The organism is Chryseobacterium sp. W4I1 (genome assembly GCF_030816115.1).
Lineage (GTDB): Bacteria > Bacteroidota > Bacteroidia > Flavobacteriales > Weeksellaceae > Chryseobacterium.
Window position 1 is genome coordinate 4,151,792 of record NZ_JAUSXQ010000001.1, and the last position, 19,154, is coordinate 4,170,945.

The following is a 19,154-nucleotide window of genomic DNA, read 5'->3' on the forward strand; positions in this document are numbered from 1 at the left end:
ATATTTATAAAATATTTTGATAAAATATCATAAGGTAACCGGACATTAATTTTAAATTGAGTATTTTTGTAAAACTTTTTTTCAATGTACAAAAGTATCATCAGACCCATTCTCTTCAAATTTGATCCCGAGGAAGTTCATCATTTTACATTTTCAATGCTTAAAAATTTTGGATTTCTTACTAAATTATTTTTCCCAAAACCTATTGAAGACAAACGTCTGGAAAGAGAAGTTTTCGGTTTGAAATTTAAAAATCCAGTTGGATTGGCTGCAGGTTTTGATAAAAATGCGGTTTTATTCAACGAGTTGGGAGACCTTGGTTTTGGATTTGTAGAAATCGGAACTGTGACACCCAAAGCTCAGACAGGAAATCCTAAGAAAAGATTGTTCCGCTTAATTGAAGATGGAGGAATTATCAACAGGATGGGCTTCAATAACGATGGTCTTGAAGCTGCAATCGAAAAACTGAAATCCAACAAAGGAAAAATCATTATCGGAGGAAACATCGGCAAGAATACCAATACAAGTCCAGAAAACTATACACAGGATTATCTGGATTGTTTTGATGGCCTTCATCCTCATGTAGATTATTTTGTACTGAATGTAAGCTGTCCGAATGTAGGGAGCCATGCCAAACTGGAAGATGTAGAATATCTGCGTGAACTGATTACCGCAGTAAAAAAAATCAATCAGACAAAATCTGTAAAGAAACCCATATTACTGAAAATAGCTCCGGATCTTAATGACAATCAGTTGGATGAAATTATTGAACTGATTGCAGAGACAAAACTTGATGGAGCGATTGTTTCCAATACCTCTGTTAATCGGGAAGGTCTGAAAACCTCTTCCGAAACTTTAAAGCAAATAGGAAATGGCGGGTTAAGTGGAAAGCCTATTCGTGAAAGAAGTACAAAAATGATCAAATATCTTTCTGAGAAAAGTAACAGAGCTTTCCCAATCATTGGAGTAGGAGGAATACATTCTGCTAAAGATGCCATTGAAAAACTGGATGCAGGAGCAAGCCTGATACAGCTGTATACTGGATTTATTTATGAAGGCCCGGAACTGATCAATGAGATCAATAAAGAACTTTTAAAAAGAGCCAGCAGGCTTCCAAGATAAAATAAGAAGAGAGTTGTATGGCTCTCTTTTTTATTTTGACTTCACAACCGATGCATTTTTTATATCAACCGTAAAAGCATATGCTGGTGAAGATGATGTTTTACTGACTTTAAACTGTAAGGTTTTCCGGTCTTTAGATTTTGTTTCCAGGGTGTCATAGATATTTTCCAGACAGCTTTCAGTAAGGAATTCTTCATAACTTTTATAATTCCAGTCTTTGGTAAAATATAAAACCCTGTAGCCCTTTTCACCTTCACTTGCTCCACATCTTCCGCACGCATTGAAGTTGGAAGAGTGTTCAAAATACAGTAAAACACGGTTTCCATTGTCTCCGGAAGCATAAGAAATTAATTGATTTCCACCGTGCTTATTAATGAAGTCAAAGGTGTTGATCTTCTTGTTGTTGGGTAATGTCAGATAATTATTAAAACGATAAATCATATCATTTCCGGTAAACAGTTTTGCAGATTGAACTTTATCTTTCAAATAAAAATTTCCGGAAATAGTATTTTCCTTGATATCATCCGATTCAAAAATCATATATTCTTTGGGAGATAGTGTTGCTGCGATCTCGTCAGTTTTTTCCACTTTTTGAGGTGAGGTGATCTGATCTTTTAATAACTTGGAATTTTGCTTTTGTCTGTTCCCAAAATTGTATAAATACAATTTTCCAGAATCATAAATGCCAGTCAGCGGTATTTTTTTCTGGTATTTATCATAATAATACCATCCGTCTATAAAATACTGATATAGGCTGCAATCTGCAATTCCGGTGTAGCTGAGGTGCAAGGTAACAGGGACTCCTGCAATTTCCCCTTTAAAAACCTGCGAGGAATCTGTTATAGCCTTAAATTCGACTTTCTGCCCAAAATAACAGACAAAAAGGTATAGGAATAGGGTAATAAAAAGTTTTTTCATGGTTGTGAATAGTTTTAGAGGAAGAAATTGGCAATGGTGTAGATAATCAGCCCGACCAATCCGCCAACTAGCGTTCCGTTTACCCGGATAAACTGAAGGTCTTTGCCCACTTCCAGCTCCATCTTCTCGCTGAGTTCTTTCCCCTGCCAGTTGCCTACCGTAGAGCTGATGAGGTTTCCGAACTGATGGGTATTTTTAAGGATATATTTATAAGCAGTCACTCTTACCCAATGATCAATCTTATTCTGGAGATTCTCATCTGTTTTTAAATTTTGTGAAAATTCATTCAGGTTTTTTGTGAGATATCCTTTTAAAGAAGATTGATCGTCCAGAAGTTCTTTCATTAATGTTTTCTTAATGGAGATCCAGATATCACTGGAATATTCGTCAAGCTTATTACTTTTCAGAAGACCGTTTTTGATGGTTTTAAACTCATCATCCCATTTGGGATCTTCCTTTAGATCAGTAGAAAATTCATAAATTTTCTGAGTAATGAGGTTTCGGATCTGATGTTCCGGGTCTTCTTCAATTTCTTTGAAAAAATCAGCAAGCCCGCTGGCAATTTTATCAGCAATTTTATGATCAACAAAAGATGGAATGAATGAATAACTTCCTTTCTCTACCCGCTCTTTGATCATTTCATCATTTTCAATAATATATTCTTTAATTTGTTTGGACAGATTAGTTACTATCCTCTGATGGTCATTCTTTTCCAGAATATAACCGATCCCGTTCCCAACTACTTTATTCAACTTGATGTCATCCGTCATTTCAGAAACTTTTTTGCTGATAAACTGGCTTACAGAAGTATCATCAAGCTTATTCAGAATATCCAGAACGATATCCGACAGGTTCCTGATCAGGATTTCCTGGCTTTTTTCTTTGGCAAGCCACTCTCCGACAAAATTTGAAACTTTAAGTTTCTGGATATAAGGGCGTATATTCTGAGGCGAAAGAAAATTACTCACCACAAAGCTTCCCAGATTATCCCCTAACCGCTGTTTGCTGTTTTCAATAAGGTTGGTATGAGGAATCGGCAGTCCAAGCGGATGCCGGAACAAAGCGGTTACAGCAAACCAGTCTGCCAGAGCACCCACCATAGCTGCTTCAGAAAAAGCCCGTACATAACCCAGCCAATGAGATGGATTGGACTTTTCAAGTAACGTGGTAGCGATAAAAATAATAGCCATCAGGACAAACAATCCGGTGGCAAACATTTTATATTTTCTCAGCTGTTTTCTTTTTGCTTCGTCATTCATATTCTCAAATTTACTAAATTTGGTCATCAAACCGTCATTCCCAAACAGGAATGAAATTCAAGATTAAAATTTATTTACTTATCTGCAAGTATGATGCAGAAGTTTCAGCCTTTTAAAACTATTTCTATGGAAAATAAAGAAGCAAAAAACAATCCATACTACTCCAGAACCGATACGTCAAAATTGGATATTTCCAATGAGGAATGGAAAAAGATCCTGGCTCCCGACTTATATGCTATCTCAAGAGAAGCTGCTACAGAAAGAGCTTTTACCGGAAAGTATAATGAATTTGATGAAGTGGGAGACTATTATTGTGCAGTCTGCGGTAATCACCTCTTCCGTTCTACTTCAAAATTTTCCAGCAGCTGCGGGTGGCCGAGTTTTTTTGAAGCAGATAAAGAAGGAGTTTATTACAAAAGAGATACAGCTTATGGAATGGAAAGGGTAGAAGTACTTTGCAAACGTTGCGATTCCCATCTGGGACATGTTTTTGATGATGGTCCGAAACCTACAGGATTGCGTTACTGTATGAATTCTGTGAGCCTTGAGTTTGTTGCAGATTCAGAAAAATAAAACCTTTTAATTCACAAAATCAGGAAGTTAAAGTTTCTTAAATTGAGTTAAACTTTGTAGAGTTATAACCGGCTGGTAATTATGTTTTTATAATTTTGCCTCACTAATTTAGAATTTAACAGTATTGAATGAGAGGAATTTATAGCGTATTAGGCCTTGTTTATATGGTGACGACTTCATTCTATATCTCGCCAAAAGTAATGGTGAAGAATGAAAAAGTCAAGACCGAAAAAACGGAAAGAGTAACTGACACGAAATCTGAGAAGACTGCAGCAGCTGTGTCTTCGTCAGAAGAATTGTACAAATCAATTCCATTTGACCCTGAACATGAACTGAATTACGAAGTTTTTTCAAAAGCATTGACAGGATTTGAGAATTTAAAGAAAGCAGGATTGCTGAACCAAGACTCGCATTTATTGACTATCTGCGATTTTTCTATGTCTTCAAATACCAAAAGACTTTGGGTAATTGACACCAACGAGAAAAAAGTATTATTCAATTCACTGGTAGCACACGGAAAAAATACAGGCGAAGAATTTGCGACGAATTTTTCTAACACGGAAAGTTCGCTGCAGAGCAGCTTAGGATTTTATATCACGGATGCCACTTACCAGGGAGACAACGGATATTCTTTAAAGCTTCTGGGAATGGACAAAGGATTTAATGATGCTGCCTATAGAAGAGCTATCGTAATGCACGGAGCAGATTATGTAAGTGATGATTTCGCTTCCATGCACAAAAGAATCGGAAGAAGCTGGGGATGTCCCGCAGTACCGAAAGCATTGACACAGCCTATCATTAATACCATAAAAGGACGAAACTGTCTTTTTATTTATTATCCCGATCAGAAGTATCTTTCTTCTTCGGAATGGTTGAAGGCATAAAGATTTGTAATGGAAGATACTTCAGAATTTGTTTCCGCTGTCAGGCTGATGAATAACCCCGATGGAACAAGCACGTTCGAGAAAGGTAAAATTCCGACCCTGAAGCCTATGAATACAACCACTTTTTGGATCAGTAATACCGTTGAGGAATGGGAAAAGGTGGCCCATCCAGCTCCAAGAAGGCAGTATGTAGTCACATTAAAAGGAAAAATCAGATTTAAAGTAAGTGATACTTCCACATTTCTTATTGAGCCGGGAATTATTCTTCTGGCTGAAGATACAAAAGGAGAAGGGCATAGCTGGGAGATGATAGGAGGTGAAAAATGGGAGAGACTTTATATTCCGATAGAGGAAGGTGCAGATGATTATTTTATTTCTGACACGAAATAGGATACTATTTCAACGTTCTTAATTAATTGATAAAAAGAAAGCAGTCTATTTGACTGCTTTTCTTATTTAAATTTCTTAAAGACTACAGTTGCATTATGACCTCCGAATCCGAAAGCATTACTCAATGCAAAATTAATATCCTTTTCTTTAGCTTCTCCAAACACGATATTCACATCCTTTGGAATATTTTCATCTAAACTATGAAGATTGATTGTTGGAGGAATAATTCCTTTTTCTATTGCTTTTATGGAAAGAATGGCTTCCGCAGCACCCGCAGCACCCAATAAGTGTCCTGTCATAGACTTGGTAGCACTGACATCGAGGTTTTTGCTTCCTCCAAATAATTTACTGATCGCTTTTAATTCGATCACGTCTCCAATCGGCGTGGAAGTTGCGTGGGGATTAAGATAGTCAATATCCTCTGCGTTGGCTCCTGCCTCCTTCATAGCCAGCTGCATGGCTTTGATGGCACTCACACCGTCCGGATGAGGTGCAGTCATGTGATAGGCATCTGCAGTCATTGCTGCTCCGGCTAATTCGGCATAAATTTTAGCTCCTCTGGCTACAGCATGTTCATATTCTTCAAGAACCAAAGCTCCTGCACCTTCACCCATGACAAAACCGTCTCTTTCTGTATCATAAGGACGGCTTGCTGTGGTAAAGTCATCATTTCGGGTAGACATTGCTTTCATAATAGAGAAACCACCTACAGAAGCCGGCGTAATTGCGGCTTCAGAACCACCGCTGATAATCACTTTCGCTTTTCCGAGACGGATATAATTGAAGGCATCCATCAATGCCGTATTTCCCGTTGCACAGGCTGAAATCGTAGTGTAGTTGATCCCTTGGAGACCAAATTTCATAGAAATCATTCCTGAAGCCATATTGGCGATGAATTTAGGAACAAAAAAAGGATTGAACCTCGGTGTTCCGTCGCCTTCTGAAAAATTCATCACTTCACTTTCAAAGGTCCACATACCACCTTGCCCGGTTCCCCAGATTACTCCGGTATCAAAAGGATCCATCTTATCAAACTCCAGCCCCGAATCCTGAATAGCTTCAGCAGAGGCATACATTGCATATTGTGAAAACAGGTCGCTTCTTTTTATTTCGTTGTGGGTAAGATAAACTTTCGGATCAAAATTTTTCACTTCACAGGCGAAGTGAACTTTAAATTTTTCTGAATCAAAATGGGTGATCAGACCCGCTCCGCTGACCCCGTTAATGCTGTTTTGCCAAAAATCTTCGACATTATTCCCCAAAGGCGTTACTGCGCCCAATCCTGTAATGACAACTCTCTTCATATTTAGTTATTAATTTTGAATAGATTGGAGGTTCCCCTGGCAATCAGTCTTGTTTTGTCTGCGTTCCATATTTCACATTGCGCATGGACAAATTGCCGGCCTCGTTTTATAATTTTCGTTTCGGCTACAATATTATCATTTTCTTTTGCAGTTGAAAAATAATCGATCACATTATTGATGGTCGTTATGAAAGAATTTTCGTTCAGGGAGAACATTGTGGCTCCAATGAGGTCATCAACAATCGCAGCCGTGACACCGCCGTGGAGATTTCCAATAGGGTTCAACCATTCCGGTCTTACTTTATACTGGAACTCCAGATGTCCTTCTTCCACAGAAAGAACAATAGGATTGAGCCATTTCATAAAAGGGGATGGGGACTGGTCGAATTCTTTTCCGATGAATTGCTGAAGTTGGGTTAATCTGTCCATATTTTCTGTTTTTATTTTTCTAAAATCATCGTTACACCTTGTCCTCTTGCAGCACAAATTGAGATGAACCCTTTTCCACTGCCTTTTTCATGGAGCAGTTTTGCCAGTGTCCCGATAATTCTGCCACCAGTGGCTGCAAATGGATGCGCTACTGCGAGACTTCCGCCCTTTACATTCAGTTTATTCCTGTCAATTTTTCCCAAAGCCTTTTCCAGACCGAATTGTTTAGCCAGGTCATCATTCTCCCAAATCTTGATAGTGGCGAGAACCTGGGCTGCAAAGGCTTCGTGGATTTCATAATAATCAAAATCTTCAAGACTCATTCCTGCTTTTTTCAGCATTCTGTCTGCAGCGAAAACAGGAGCCAGAAGTAAATTTTGTTTATGATCAACATATTCAATACCTGCTACTTCTGAAAAAGTAACATACGCTAAAATTGGAAGGCCATTGGCATTCGCCCATTCTTCGCTTCCCATTAAGACTGCGGATGCACCATCAGTGAAGGGAGTTGAATTTCCTGCAGTTAAGGTTCCATGCTCTTTATCAAAAGCAGGTTTTAGCTGGGAAAGTTTTTCAAGGCTGGTATCTCTACGGAGATTATTATCTTTATCTAAACCGAAAGCGGGAACAATCATATCTTTAAAAAATCCTTCGTCATAAGCTTTAGCCATGTTTTGGTGGCTTTTGAATGCTAATTCGTCCTGATCCTCACGAGAGATATTGTAATATTTGGCTGTGATTTCTGTGTGTCCGCCCATTACGAGACCGGTTTTAGGCTCCTGTCCTTTGTAGGGAATCGGCATCCAGTCCTTCAGTTTTGGAGTTAGAAGCTGTTTTAATTTTCCAAATACTGATTTTTCTTTATTGGCTTTTAAAAGCGCTTTTCTTAATCTTGGAGCAGATTCAAAAGGAATGTTGCTCATCGCTTCAACACCACAGGCAATACCGCTTTCTATCTGGCCTAATGCAATCTTATTCCCAATATAAACTGCTGCTTCAATTCCCGTATCACAGGCCTGTTGTAGATCGCATGCAGGAGTAGCAGGATCTAGCGAAGTATTCATCACAGATTCCCTGATGAGGTTGCTTTCTGAAATGTGTTTGATAACGGCACCACCAGCCACTTCGCCCAGGAGTTTTCCCTGTAAACTGTATTTATTGATCAAACCGTTAAGGGTTGCTTCCAGAAGTTCCTGATTATCCAGATCTGCGTAGGCTGTATTGACTCTGGCGAAAGGAATTCTGCTGTATCCTACAATCGCTACTTTTTTTGTTTCCATATTGAAAAATTTATGAGGGAAGTATTTTGAGTTCTTTATCGATCATCAACGATATTCTGTCCAAAGCCAGATGTAAATAGTTTTCATCTTCTGTTGTTTTGGAAAGCAATATTCCACCTTCAATAAGCATAATGAAAAGAGAGCCATAACCAAATGCGTCTACAGTTTGATGGATCTCTCCATTTTCCTGGCCCTCAGCAATTACGGAAGCTATTTTTTTTATCCAACCTTCAAATGATAAGGTCACCTGCTTTTTCAGACTGGGAAAAGTATCATCAGCTTCGGTAGCAGCATTCATTAATGGGCAGCCGCCGTTTTCAAATACTGCTTTCCAGTTTTTCCGGTAAAAGCTCACAAAGGCATTGAGTTTGTCAATGGTAGTTGCGAATTCCTCTCCTAATGATCTGGCCATATTTTTAGAAAGTAAACCAGAATTGTATTGATAAACCTCAAGTGCTACTTCATCTTTATTACCAAAGTTTCCGTAAATACTTCCTTTGGTGAGGCCGGTAATTTCCGTAATGTCTGATAAGGACGTAGCCATATAGCCTTTTGTATTAAATAAAGAGGCGGTTTTTTCAATAATAAACTGTTTGGTCTTTTCTGCTTTTGACATTTACTATAATTTCAATACAAATATACAAAAATATACCGATTGGTATATTTTATTTTAAATCTATTTTCTCGAACGCAAGAGGCACAAAAATTCTAGACAGTTAAGGTTATAATGTTTAAGAAGATCACATTAGTTATATGGAAGTTTAAAATTTTCAAAAATCTATGTAATCTGTATAATTGCGGGAAAATATGATACAATGTTTAGAGCAAGGCTTTAAAATAGAAACCATTAAGATCTCTAAATTAAGAAACCTTAATGGTCCAAATAAGAAATTTGAAATATAATTAAGCTAAAGTAGCATTCAATGTAATTTCAAAATTGAAAGCTGCGCTCACCGGGCATCCTTCTTCAGCAATTTTAGCATATTTCTGGAAATCTTCTTCTGAAAGTCCCGGAACTTTTGCCGTTAAAGTCAGTTCTGATTTTGTGATCTTACCAACACTTGGATCCAGTGTAATCACAGATGTTGTTTTTAATTCTTCAGGTGTAAAACCGGCTTGGGAAAGTTCAGCGCTTAATTTCATAGTGAAACATCCTGCGTGTGCTGCAGCCAGTAATTCTTCAGGATTTGTTCCCACTCCGTCAGCAAAACGGCTGTTGAAAGAATACTGAGTTTCGTTTAAAGTCGTGCTTTGAGTAGTTAAATGTCCGTTACCTTCTTTGATGTTACCGTTCCAAACGGCAGTTGCGTTACGTCTCATAATGTTTACTTTTTATTGTTTTTTAATATGTTAATTTAATAATACAAAGATAGAGTGGTTGCAGGCCGGATTCAATAGATAAAAAGACTTAAATATTGTACTTTTTTCCCGACGAGTAATTTTTCTTGAAATTTGAAGGGGTGCTTCCTGTTTTGTTCGTGAAAAGCCTGTTAAAATAAGCAGGATCTTCATAGCCTAGATCATAAGCGATCTCTTTGACGTGCTTATCTGTATAAAAGAGCAGTCTTTTAGCTTCCAGTAAAATTCTGTTGATAATAAACTGATTAGGCGAATCCAGATTCAGGTTTTTAAATTTATGAGTTAGAGTTTTTGGAAAGATGTGAAGTAGCTCTGCATAATCAGCTACGTTATGTTTTTCCTTGAAATGAATTTCAAGATACCTGCTGAAATCCCTGAAAATATCCAGTTCGCTACCTGGGATTTTAACGGCATCATTATTAAGATGCTGTTTCTTCCAGTTTCTGGTGGCCCGGATGATCATTTGCTTTACATACGTTCTGATCATTTCTTCAGCAGAAGAATCTTTCCATTGAAGCTCATCTTTTATATTTTGAAATAGCCCCCTGATAACAGATGTTTCCGTTTCGGTAAGCTCTACAAAAGGAATTTCGAATACATTGTGAAACAGAAGTCCGTCGCAGGCTACCTCTTTGTCGTGGATCTGGATGCAGTAAAAGTCGCGGTTGTAATAAAGAAGTGTGGATGTTTCTTTTCCTTTCTCTATTTTCAAATGCTGGCTGGTGAGGAAAAAAAGCGAAGGTGTTGATATTTTATAATGATTAAAATCTACACTAAGTTCGTAACCTTGAGTAACAAAAAGAATTTTTATATCATATTTGAATTTATTTCCATTAATCGTTTCCAGGTTTTCATCGGAGAACATTTCAAGTCCGAGTTTTTTGTAGTGATCTTCGAAAATAAGTTCCTGCATACAATTACTTTAGCTTAAAGGTACAAAAAAGAAGGTTTTTTAAAGAATTTAATTACTGATTCCTCATTTTATAAGATTTATTTGTTGTCCAAATCGAATTTTTAATATGATTTTTATTAAATTAACGATTCGCAATTTAAATTTCATTTTTTGATTAAAAATGACATAAAAAATAAAAATTATATTATAGTTAATTAGTTTTTTGTCAAATTTGCAAAAAAGTACTGTATTGAATGATAACTTTAATTTCTTCAAAAACTAAATGAGCAAGCTAGAAAATATTTTGAGAGAAATAACGCCATTATCTCCAGAGGACAGTTTTCTTGTGTTCGACCGGATAAAGGCATCTTTTGATTTTCCATACCATTACCACCCGGAAATCGAGATCAATTTTATCAGTAAAGGAAAAGGCTACCGCCGGATGATTGGCGACCACACAGGAGAGATCGGCGATATCGAGCTGGTTCTTGTAGGGCCTAATCTACCGCACTGCTGGGCCAATCATAAATGTAAAAACAGGAAAACCCACGAGATCACCGTTCAGTTCAATCAGGATTTTTTTAATCAGTCCATGATGGATAAAAATATTTTGAAACCCATCAGCAATCTGATGAAGGATTCGATTAAAGGGATTCTGTTTTCACAGGAAACTGCTGAAAAGCTAAAAGATTCTTTTCTCAATTTATCAAAAATGAACAGTTTTGAGTCTTTTATTGAGATCATGAAGATCCTGAACGAGCTGGCAATCGCAGAAGATAAAACCCTTTTATCATCCTATAGCATAGAACTTGAAACCTTTGCGGATAACGACAGAATGAAGGTAGTTCATGATTTTGTCCATAAGAATTTCGAAAATAAAATAACTCTCCACGATGCTGCTTCACTGATTAACATGAGTAGTGTGACCTTCAACAGGTTTATTAAGAAAAGAACAGGTAAAACGTTTGTGAATTATCTGAACGAAATAAGGATCAGCTATGCCGCACGATGGTTAATGGAGAAGAATCTGACAGTTTTTGAGACTGCTTTTGAGGCAGGCTTCAATAATATAGCCAATTTCAACAAAGTTTTTAAATCCATTAAAAAGACAACACCCACTGAGTTTAAAGAACTGTTTAAAGGAGTAAAAAAAATTGAATAATCTATTTTAAATAAAGGAAATACATTTTATATTCTAAGAATCCGGATCTATTCATCCGGATTTTTTGTTGAAAAATCTGATTTATTAATGATAAATGCTAAAAATGTTATATAAATTGATCAAAAAACAAAAAATTTTAAATCATCTATGTTGCTGTATATCAGTAGTTAAAAGAGAGTTTTAAAAATAGACTGAAATAATAATATCGTTTTATGATAAAATAGCATTACATCTGACTGGTTACAAAATTTAGATTTGCTAATATGAATTAAATCTTAACAAAACTTTAATTATTTAATACAAATATTGTTGAAAAATGAAGATAAACCTCATTTTAAAATGTATACCATATTTAAAGCGATGTAATTGATTCTCAAATAAATCTTAATAAAACTAACCTTATGAGAAAAACTGTTATACCGGTTTTATTAGCTATTTCTTTATCTGCCTACGCACAGGAAACAAAAAAGGCAGATACTGCTAAAACAACCAAAATAGAAGAGGTGGTTGTTACTTCTTTGGGGATAAAAAGGCAGGTACGGTCCTTAACGTACTCTAGCCAGCAGATTGGAGGAGATGAGCTTACAGAAGTAAAAACACCCAACCTTTTGAATTCAATCAACGGGAAGGTTTCCAATGTGCAGATTAATAAGACCAATGGTGGAGCCGGTGGATCGGTCAGGGTTATCATGAGGGGAGACAAATCTACACGGAACAGCCAGCCATTGTATGTGATTGATGGTATTCCTATTATTAACAATACCGGAACCCAGGGAACTACAGGCCCGAATGTTGATTATTTTGCATCTATGCCTGATACAGGTGATGTATTGAGTACAATAAATCCCGAAGATATTGAAAGCATTAATTTCTTAAAAGGGGCTTCTGCAGCAGCTTTATATGGAGCTGCCGGAGGAAACGGAGCGGTATTGATCGTTACCAAGACCGGAGCTAAAGGAAAAGGTCTTCTTTCCTTTACGTCAAGTCTTACTTTTGATAAAGTATATAATTTGCCGAAGCTTCAATACAGCTATCTTCAGACCACCCCATATGATGCGTCTACCGGAAATACCGGTTCACAAGACAGCTGGGGTGCAAAAGGAACTTCTAAAGATCATGTAAAAGATTTTTTTGATACAGGTATAACCTGGACCAACGGATTAACTTTCCAGGCGGGAAATGATAAATCTTCAAGTTTCTTTTCTCTGGGAAATACCACTAATAAAGGAGTAATTCCGACTTCGACATTTGACCAGTACAATCTCAATTTCAGAAATACCAGTAAATTCTTAGAAGACAGATTGGTGCTGGATGCGAACGTAATGGCGTCCCTTCAGGAGTCCAGAAATAGACTTACTCCAGGAACTTATTTTTCACCTCTTAACAACCTCTATTGGTTGCCAAGGGGAATTAATTTTGATAATTACAGTGGTGATAATTATACTTATTTTGATCAGACCCGGTACCTTCCTGCTCAGAATTGGTGGGCAATAAAGCCTGATGGAGGTTTCAATGGTGAGAATTCTCAAAACCCATACTGGATACTTAATAAAAATACGGTTAATACAAAAAACAAAACCTTTTACGGATCTGCAGCACTTAGTTATACGATCAACGACTGGCTTGTAGCTAAAGCAAGAGGGAACTATAACTATTTTAACTCTGACAGTCAGCGTAACGTTGCTGTTTTCTCTTTACCTATTGTTCTTGGAGGAAATAACAATGGTAAAATCTATAAAAATACAATTGAAAGAACCTCATCTTATGGTGACTTTATCCTGGTGGGTAATCCTAAGATCAATGAGAATCTAAGTTTGGATTTTACGGTGGGAGGAAGTGTTTCCGATTCTAAAACAACAGTTACCAATATAGAAAACAATAAACTTTTTATTGCCAATCTTTTTGCCTTGAATAATTTAGACTGGGGAAACAGTTCAGGAGAGGGAACTGTTGGAAATGGATTGAATTATACCATTACCAATTATAACAGAAGAGATCAGTCTTTCTTTGCCAGTGCCAATTTCGGGTATAAGAAAATGCTTTATCTGGACTTAACCTTCAGAAATGACTGGTCATCAACATTAGCCGGAGCACCTAACAGATCTTTTGATTATGAATCAATTGGGATCAATGGAATTATGAATGAAATATTCAAGCTTCCAAGCTTCATTAATTTCTGGAAACTGAGAACTTCATATGCAACGGTGGGAAATGCATTAGATCCCAATTCTACATTACCTCAGCCTATCTTTAACGGAGGTGTTGTTACAGGATCTTATACATCATCTCCTGTTGATATCAGTCTTTATCCTGAACTTGCCGCTCTTTTCCCAAGACCTGAAAAAACGAAGAGTTATGAAGCAGGGACAGAGTTCAGATTATTTAATAATAAGTTAAGTTTTGATATTACCTATTATAATACGTTAACGACTGACCAATATCTGAAAGGAGTAGATGCTACCGGGTATTATACCACTACGATAGGGAAATGGGATATCAATGCTGGTAGAATTCAAAATACAGGTTTCGAATCCAGTCTGTCTTATAAAGTATTTAATAGTGAAAAATTCGGATGGACAACTACATTGAATGCCTCTGCCAATAAAAACAGAATCAAAGAGGTTTTTCCTTCAGGATTTTATCCTGATTCTGAAAAATTATTTACCCTTAACGGAGGAGGGTTTAATGTCATAAAGAAAGGAGGTTCTTTCGGGGATCTTTACGGAACGGTATTCTTAAGAGACGGGCAGGGAAGAATCATTGTTGACGAGAACGGATTGCCATCAAAAGACCCGAATCAGAAACAGTATTTAGGAAATCCAAATCCTAAGTTTATGCTTGGTTTAAGTAATTCATTCAACATTGGAAAGTTTAATTTAAATTTCCTGATTGACGGTAAATTCGGAGGAAAAGTATTGGGTATGACTCAGGCATTGAATGATAAATTCGGAGTAAGTCAGGCTACAGCAGATGCGAGAGATGCAGGAGGCGTAGTCATTCCTAATGCGGTATATGCAAACGGAGAAGCATATACAGGACGTACAGATGCCCATGCTTACTACAATCTTGTAGGAGGAAGTGATGGAATCAATGAAGCCTATATTTACAAAGCTACAACAATCAGGTTAAGACAGGCATCTGCTTCTTATACATTCAATGTTAATGCAAAATATTTTAAAGATGTCACGCTGAGTGTAATCGGAACCAATCTTTTCTTTTTTTATAAGAAAGCACCATTCGATCCGGAGCAGGTATCTGGTGTAAATCCGGGAGGTGTTGGTGTGGATATGTTCGGAATGCCTATTACACGGTCATTTGGTTTTTCATTAAAAGCTAACTTTTAAAAACGTAGAAAAATGAATATTAAAATATTATTCGCAGCATCTGCTTTATTTCTTTCTGTAGCAAGCTGCACCGACGACTTTTCGGAAATAGATTCTAAGAGTTCTGAAGGCTTGGGAACAGAGCAGTTAAATGCTGATTTCTTATTGCTTACGAACCCGATGAAGCAAATGCAAAGGAATCTTCAAAGCCAGACCAACTGGATTTATCAGCTGCAGACGAACCTTAATGCTGATATGTACAGTGGATTATTCAGTACCGCAACTCCTTACAATGGAGGAAGAAATAATACTACCTACTTTATGATGGATGGCTGGAACGAAAGGGTAATGATGAATCAGCTTGAAGATGTGAACCAACAGTATAAAAACTTTAAAACCATAGCTGCAAAAAATTATGCTGGTGTTAATTTCTCGCATTCTTTGGCAGTGCTTTCAATATTGAGAATTATGGCTGCTCAAAAAGTGTCAGATGCTCATGGACCAGTTATTTACAGTAAATTCGAGCATCCGAATACGACTACAGGAATCACAGATTTTGATTCCCAACAGGACGCTTTTAATTATTTTGTTGCAGATTTGGATGCAGCTATAACTGCACTTCAGACAAGTATCGGAATAGAAGATAATGCAGTACTAAAAAAATCGGATCTGGTTTTTGGAGGAAATTCTTCTAATTGGACGAAATTAGCGAACTCACTGAAATTACGTTATGCTTTGCGTATCAGCTATGCAGATCCTGGAAAGGCTAAATTATATGCAGAGCAGTCTTTGTCATCTTCGGCAGGCCTTATAAGTGATAATATGGAAAATGCTTTAGTAAATTATGGGGCAGCTTCTCCTCTCAGCGATATTATTTATTCCTGGGGCGATTGTAAGATAGGGGCGCCGTTAATGGCATTTATGAATGGTTTTAATGATCCCAGAAGGCCTGCTTATGCTAAACCTGCTACCGACCCTACTGTGGCCGGACAGTATATAGGAGTAAGACAGGGGGTTGATATGGGTGGAAGCAAAGACCGTTATGGAGACTTCTCCCAGCCTATAGCTGCATCTGCTAACGGAGACTACTTTTCTGTAAGTAATGGTAAGAATAAATTATTTACGGCTGCGGAAGCATGGTTCCTGAAAGCGGAAGCTGCCATCAGAGGGTATGTTGGGGCAGGAGATGCAGGAACAAATTACAACAAAGGTGTTGAAATGTCATTTGCAGAATGGGGAAAGAGTTCTGCGTATGCAACTTATGTGGCAGATGCTACTTCTAAGGAAGCTCCCTATATTGATCCTAAAAACCCATCAAACAGTATTGTGGCAGGAAGCCCGATGTTGAGTACAATCACCATTAAATGGAATGATGCTGATACTTTCGAAAGAAAATTAGAAAGAATTATGACTCAGAAATGGATTGCTATTTATCCTGACGGCTCTGAAGCTTGGGCAGAACAGAGAAGAACCGGATATCCTGTTATTTTCAAAAATGTTCTGAATGACAGCCAGGGAACCATTAGTACCGATGCGATGATCAGAAGAATTCCTATTCCGACCAAATATAGAAACAATACTCTGAATTATGCCCAGGCTTTGCAGTATATCGGAGGTCCTGATACAGGAGGAACCAAACTCTGGTGGGATAAAAAGTAATAATTTTAGCAGATCAATTATAAAGACAAAGAGACCTCCTGAAAGTTAGATTTAATTTGTGTTTTCATTCCGGCAGAAGAAATTTCTGATACACGTATGTTTCAGGATTCTTCAATTTTAGTTTCGTTTCAAACTGGAATGATTCTTTTGGGAGGCTCTCTTTTTCTTTACTATTTAATTTCAATATGGGAAACAACAGCTCTGAAACTCGTTCAGTAAAACCGATCCTTTGGATCTCCACATTATATTTTGCAATGGGAATACCTTTTGTGACCATTAATGCGGTTTCCGGAATTATGTATAAGGATATGGGAGTTTCAGATTCCAAGATCACCTTCTGGACCGCTTTGATTATGTTTTCCTGGACATTAAAACCTCTCTGGAGCCCTTTTCTGGAGATTTACAAAACAAAAAAGTTCTTTGTTGTCGCTACCCAGTTTGCCATAGGAATTCTATTTGCTTTAGTTGCATTAACATTACCTCTGCCGGATTTTTTCAAATACAGCATTGCTCTTTTTGCAGTCGTAGCATTTTGTGGAGCAACACACGATATAGCAGCAGATGGTACCTATATCAATTTTTTAACGAACAAGGAACAGGCAAAATATATTGGATGGCAGGGAGCTTTCTATAATTTGGCCAAGATCATCAGCAGTGGGGTTCTGGTCTATTTTGCAGGAGTTCTGGAAAAAACAAAAGGAGTTGTCAATGCCTGGATGATTATCATGGGAATTTACGGTCTTCTGTTTTTAGCCTTAGCGATCTACCATTACGCTGTTCTGCCGAAGGAAAATAAACAGGAAAAAAAGCTTAGAAAAGCAGGAAATGTCCGCAAGGAACTATTGGAAGTAATCACTTCTTTCTTCAAAAAGAAAAACATCATGTGGGCCGTATTGTTTATTATTCTGTACCGTTTTGCGGAAGGATTTGCCATAAAAATTGCCCCTTTATTTTTCAAAGCTCCAAGAACTTCAGGAGGATTGGGATTGTCTACATCAGATATTGGACTTATTTACGGGACTTACGGTTCGGCAGCATTTATTTTAGGGTCTGTACTGGCTGGTTACTTCATTGCTGCCAGAGGACTTAAAAAATCTTTGATCTGGCTTTGTTCGGCCCTTTAATATTCCGTTTGTAGTCTATGCATTATTAGCTTACTTCCAGCCAACAGAACTGCTTCCGGTAGGAATTGCCGTCGTGGTTGAATATTTTGGCTACGGATTCGGTTTTGTAGGGTTAATGCTTTACATCATGCAGCAGATTGCACCTGGAGAACACAAAACAGCTCATTATGCTTTTGCAACCGGTATTATGAACCTTGGAGTCATGATCCCCGGAATGTTTAGCGGGATGATCAGCGACTGGATAGGGTACAAAATGTTCTTTATCTGGGTTCTTATCGCTACTATACCGGCTTTTATTGCCACCCTGTTTGTTCCGTTCTCCTATCCTGAAAAATTAAAAGAACACTAATCATTTATTAAATAATTAAATAAAAAAGTAAAAATACTTTATGACATTTCAACCAGCAAAGATCCCTTGGCAGGATCGTCCGGAAAACAGCCATGATATCATGTGGCGTTTCTCTGAAAACCCGATTATCAACAGATATGCGATCCCAACATCCAACAGCATTTTCAACAGTGCGGTGGTCCCTTTTGAAGACGGTTTCGCAGGCGTTTTCCGTTGCGACAACAAAGCCGTGCAGATGAATATTTTTGCAGGCTTCAGTAAAGATGGAATCAATTGGGAGATCAATCATGATCCTATCGATATGCAGGCAGGAAATACTGAAATGATAGAATCCGACTATAAATACGACCCTCGTGTTGCCTTTATAGAAGACCGCTACTGGATCACTTGGTGTAACGGATATCACGGACCAACCATCGGGATTGCCTACACTTTCGATTTTGAAGAATTCTTCCAGTGTGAAAATGCATTTCTGCCTTTTAACAGAAACGGAGTTCTTTTCCCTGAGAAAATCAACGGCAAATATGCGATGCTGAGCAGACCAAGTGATAATGGACATACTCCTTTTGGAGACATATATATCAGCTACAGTCCGGATATGAAATACTGGGGTGAGCATAGATGCGTGATGAAAGTAGCGCCGTTTGAAGACAGTGCTTGGCAATGCACAAAGATAGGAGCAGGGCCTGTTCCAATTAAAACGGACGAAGGATGGCTACTCTTTTATCATGGGGTAATCAATACCTGCAGAGGTTTCCGTTATTCTATGGGGGCATCACTGCTTGATCTTGAAGACCCGTCAAAAGTATTGTACAGAACTAAACCTTATTTAGTAGCTCCGGCAGAACTGTATGAGCTTACAGGAGATATTCCCAATGTGGTTTTCCCGTGTGCTGCCCTTTCAGAAGGAGATAAGGTAACCGTATACTATGGAGCAGCGGATACCGTTGTGGCCATTGCGTTTGGATATATTTCAGAAATTATTGATTTCATGAAAAAGAATTCGCTTTAAACTGAATTAAAAATGTAAAGAATATGCCAGTCAACTTTATTTTCCTGCTTGTTGAAATCATTGTTGAGGTTTTTATATTGTTGAATAAACTCCTATCTTGAAGAATTTTTAAGATT

General features: G+C 37.6%; 16 protein-coding genes and 1 pseudogene. 9 read left to right on the plus strand and 8 right to left on the minus strand.

Features of this window, described 5'->3' with window-relative positions; all coding sequences use genetic code 11:
• Positions 1-84: 84 nt before the first annotated feature.
• Complete coding sequence (locus QF044_RS19350) at positions 85-1,122, plus strand: quinone-dependent dihydroorotate dehydrogenase (protein WP_307270872.1); 1,038 nt, start codon at positions 85-87, stop codon at positions 1,120-1,122.
• Between the two features lie 30 nt (positions 1,123-1,152).
• Here QF044_RS19350 and QF044_RS19355 read toward each other — a convergent pair whose 3' ends face one another.
• Positions 1,153-2,040, minus strand: coding sequence for a hypothetical protein (locus tag QF044_RS19355; RefSeq protein WP_307270873.1), 888 nt, complete (start codon positions 2,038-2,040; stop codon positions 1,153-1,155).
• A gap of 14 nt (positions 2,041-2,054) precedes the next feature.
• Positions 2,055-3,299 carry a DUF445 domain-containing protein gene (locus QF044_RS19360; RefSeq protein ID WP_307270877.1) on the minus strand — a complete coding sequence of 415 codons (1,245 nt, stop codon included), beginning with the start codon at positions 3,297-3,299 and terminating at the stop codon, positions 2,055-2,057.
• Positions 3,300-3,425: 126 nt separating this feature from the next.
• Here QF044_RS19360 and msrB point away from each other — a divergent pair, with 126 nt between their 5' ends.
• The 3 genes from msrB to QF044_RS19375 all read left to right on the plus strand — a co-directional run bounded on the left by msrB (position 3,426) and on the right by QF044_RS19375 (position 5,146).
• A complete protein-coding gene (gene msrB / locus QF044_RS19365; protein WP_307270879.1) occupies positions 3,426-3,872 on the plus strand; it encodes a peptide-methionine (R)-S-oxide reductase MsrB in 447 nt (148 codons plus the stop codon).
• Between the two features lie 128 nt (positions 3,873-4,000).
• A complete protein-coding gene (locus QF044_RS19370) occupies positions 4,001-4,756 on the plus strand; it encodes a murein L,D-transpeptidase catalytic domain family protein (protein WP_307270881.1) in 756 nt (251 codons plus the stop codon).
• Positions 4,757-4,765: 9 nt separating this feature from the next.
• Entirely contained in the window at positions 4,766-5,146 is a 381-nt protein-coding gene (locus QF044_RS19375) for a hypothetical protein (RefSeq protein ID WP_307270884.1), read from the plus strand.
• Positions 5,147-5,208: 62 nt separating this feature from the next.
• Here the strand turns inward: QF044_RS19375 and fabF are convergent, their stop codons facing one another.
• The 6 genes from fabF to QF044_RS19405 all read right to left on the minus strand — a co-directional run bounded on the left by fabF (position 5,209) and on the right by QF044_RS19405 (position 10,430).
• On the minus strand, positions 5,209-6,450 hold the full coding sequence (gene fabF, locus QF044_RS19380; RefSeq protein ID WP_307270887.1) for a beta-ketoacyl-ACP synthase II: 1,242 nt from the start codon (positions 6,448-6,450) through the stop codon (positions 5,209-5,211).
• 2 nt (positions 6,451-6,452) lie between these two features.
• Positions 6,453-6,878 (minus strand): PaaI family thioesterase, encoded by a 426-nt coding sequence (locus QF044_RS19385; protein ID WP_307270889.1) that lies wholly within the window; start codon positions 6,876-6,878, stop codon positions 6,453-6,455.
• Positions 6,879-6,889: 11 nt separating this feature from the next.
• Positions 6,890-8,158: an acetyl-CoA C-acetyltransferase gene (locus QF044_RS19390; protein ID WP_307270892.1), complete on the minus strand. Its 1,269-nt coding sequence runs from the start codon at positions 8,156-8,158 to the stop codon at positions 6,890-6,892.
• Positions 8,159-8,168: 10 nt separating this feature from the next.
• Entirely contained in the window at positions 8,169-8,774 is a 606-nt protein-coding gene (locus tag QF044_RS19395; protein ID WP_307270894.1) for a TetR/AcrR family transcriptional regulator, read from the minus strand.
• Between the two features lie 287 nt (positions 8,775-9,061).
• Positions 9,062-9,478: an OsmC family protein gene (locus QF044_RS19400; RefSeq protein WP_034739219.1), complete on the minus strand. Its 417-nt coding sequence runs from the start codon at positions 9,476-9,478 to the stop codon at positions 9,062-9,064.
• Between the two features lie 88 nt (positions 9,479-9,566).
• Complete coding sequence (locus QF044_RS19405) at positions 9,567-10,430, minus strand: AraC family transcriptional regulator (protein ID WP_307270897.1); 864 nt, start codon at positions 10,428-10,430, stop codon at positions 9,567-9,569.
• A gap of 262 nt (positions 10,431-10,692) precedes the next feature.
• On the opposite strand from QF044_RS19405, the gene QF044_RS19410 reads away from it, so the two are divergent.
• The 5 genes and pseudogenes from QF044_RS19410 (at position 10,693) to QF044_RS19430 (ending at position 19,038) form a co-directional block, all read left to right on the plus strand.
• Complete coding sequence (locus tag QF044_RS19410) at positions 10,693-11,571, plus strand: AraC family transcriptional regulator (RefSeq protein ID WP_307270898.1); 879 nt, start codon at positions 10,693-10,695, stop codon at positions 11,569-11,571.
• Between the two features lie 401 nt (positions 11,572-11,972).
• Positions 11,973-14,915 (plus strand): SusC/RagA family TonB-linked outer membrane protein, encoded by a 2,943-nt coding sequence (locus QF044_RS19415; RefSeq protein ID WP_307270900.1) that lies wholly within the window; start codon positions 11,973-11,975, stop codon positions 14,913-14,915.
• Positions 14,916-14,927: 12 nt separating this feature from the next.
• Entirely contained in the window at positions 14,928-16,553 is a 1,626-nt protein-coding gene (locus QF044_RS19420) for a SusD/RagB family nutrient-binding outer membrane lipoprotein (protein WP_307270902.1), read from the plus strand.
• 185 nt (positions 16,554-16,738) lie between these two features.
• A pseudogene (locus QF044_RS19425) lies at positions 16,739-18,026 on the plus strand (MFS transporter).
• 40 nt (positions 18,027-18,066) lie between these two features.
• A complete protein-coding gene (locus QF044_RS19430; RefSeq protein WP_307270904.1) occupies positions 18,067-19,038 on the plus strand; it encodes a glycoside hydrolase family 130 protein in 972 nt (323 codons plus the stop codon).
• The last annotated feature ends 116 nt before the right edge of the window (positions 19,039-19,154 follow it).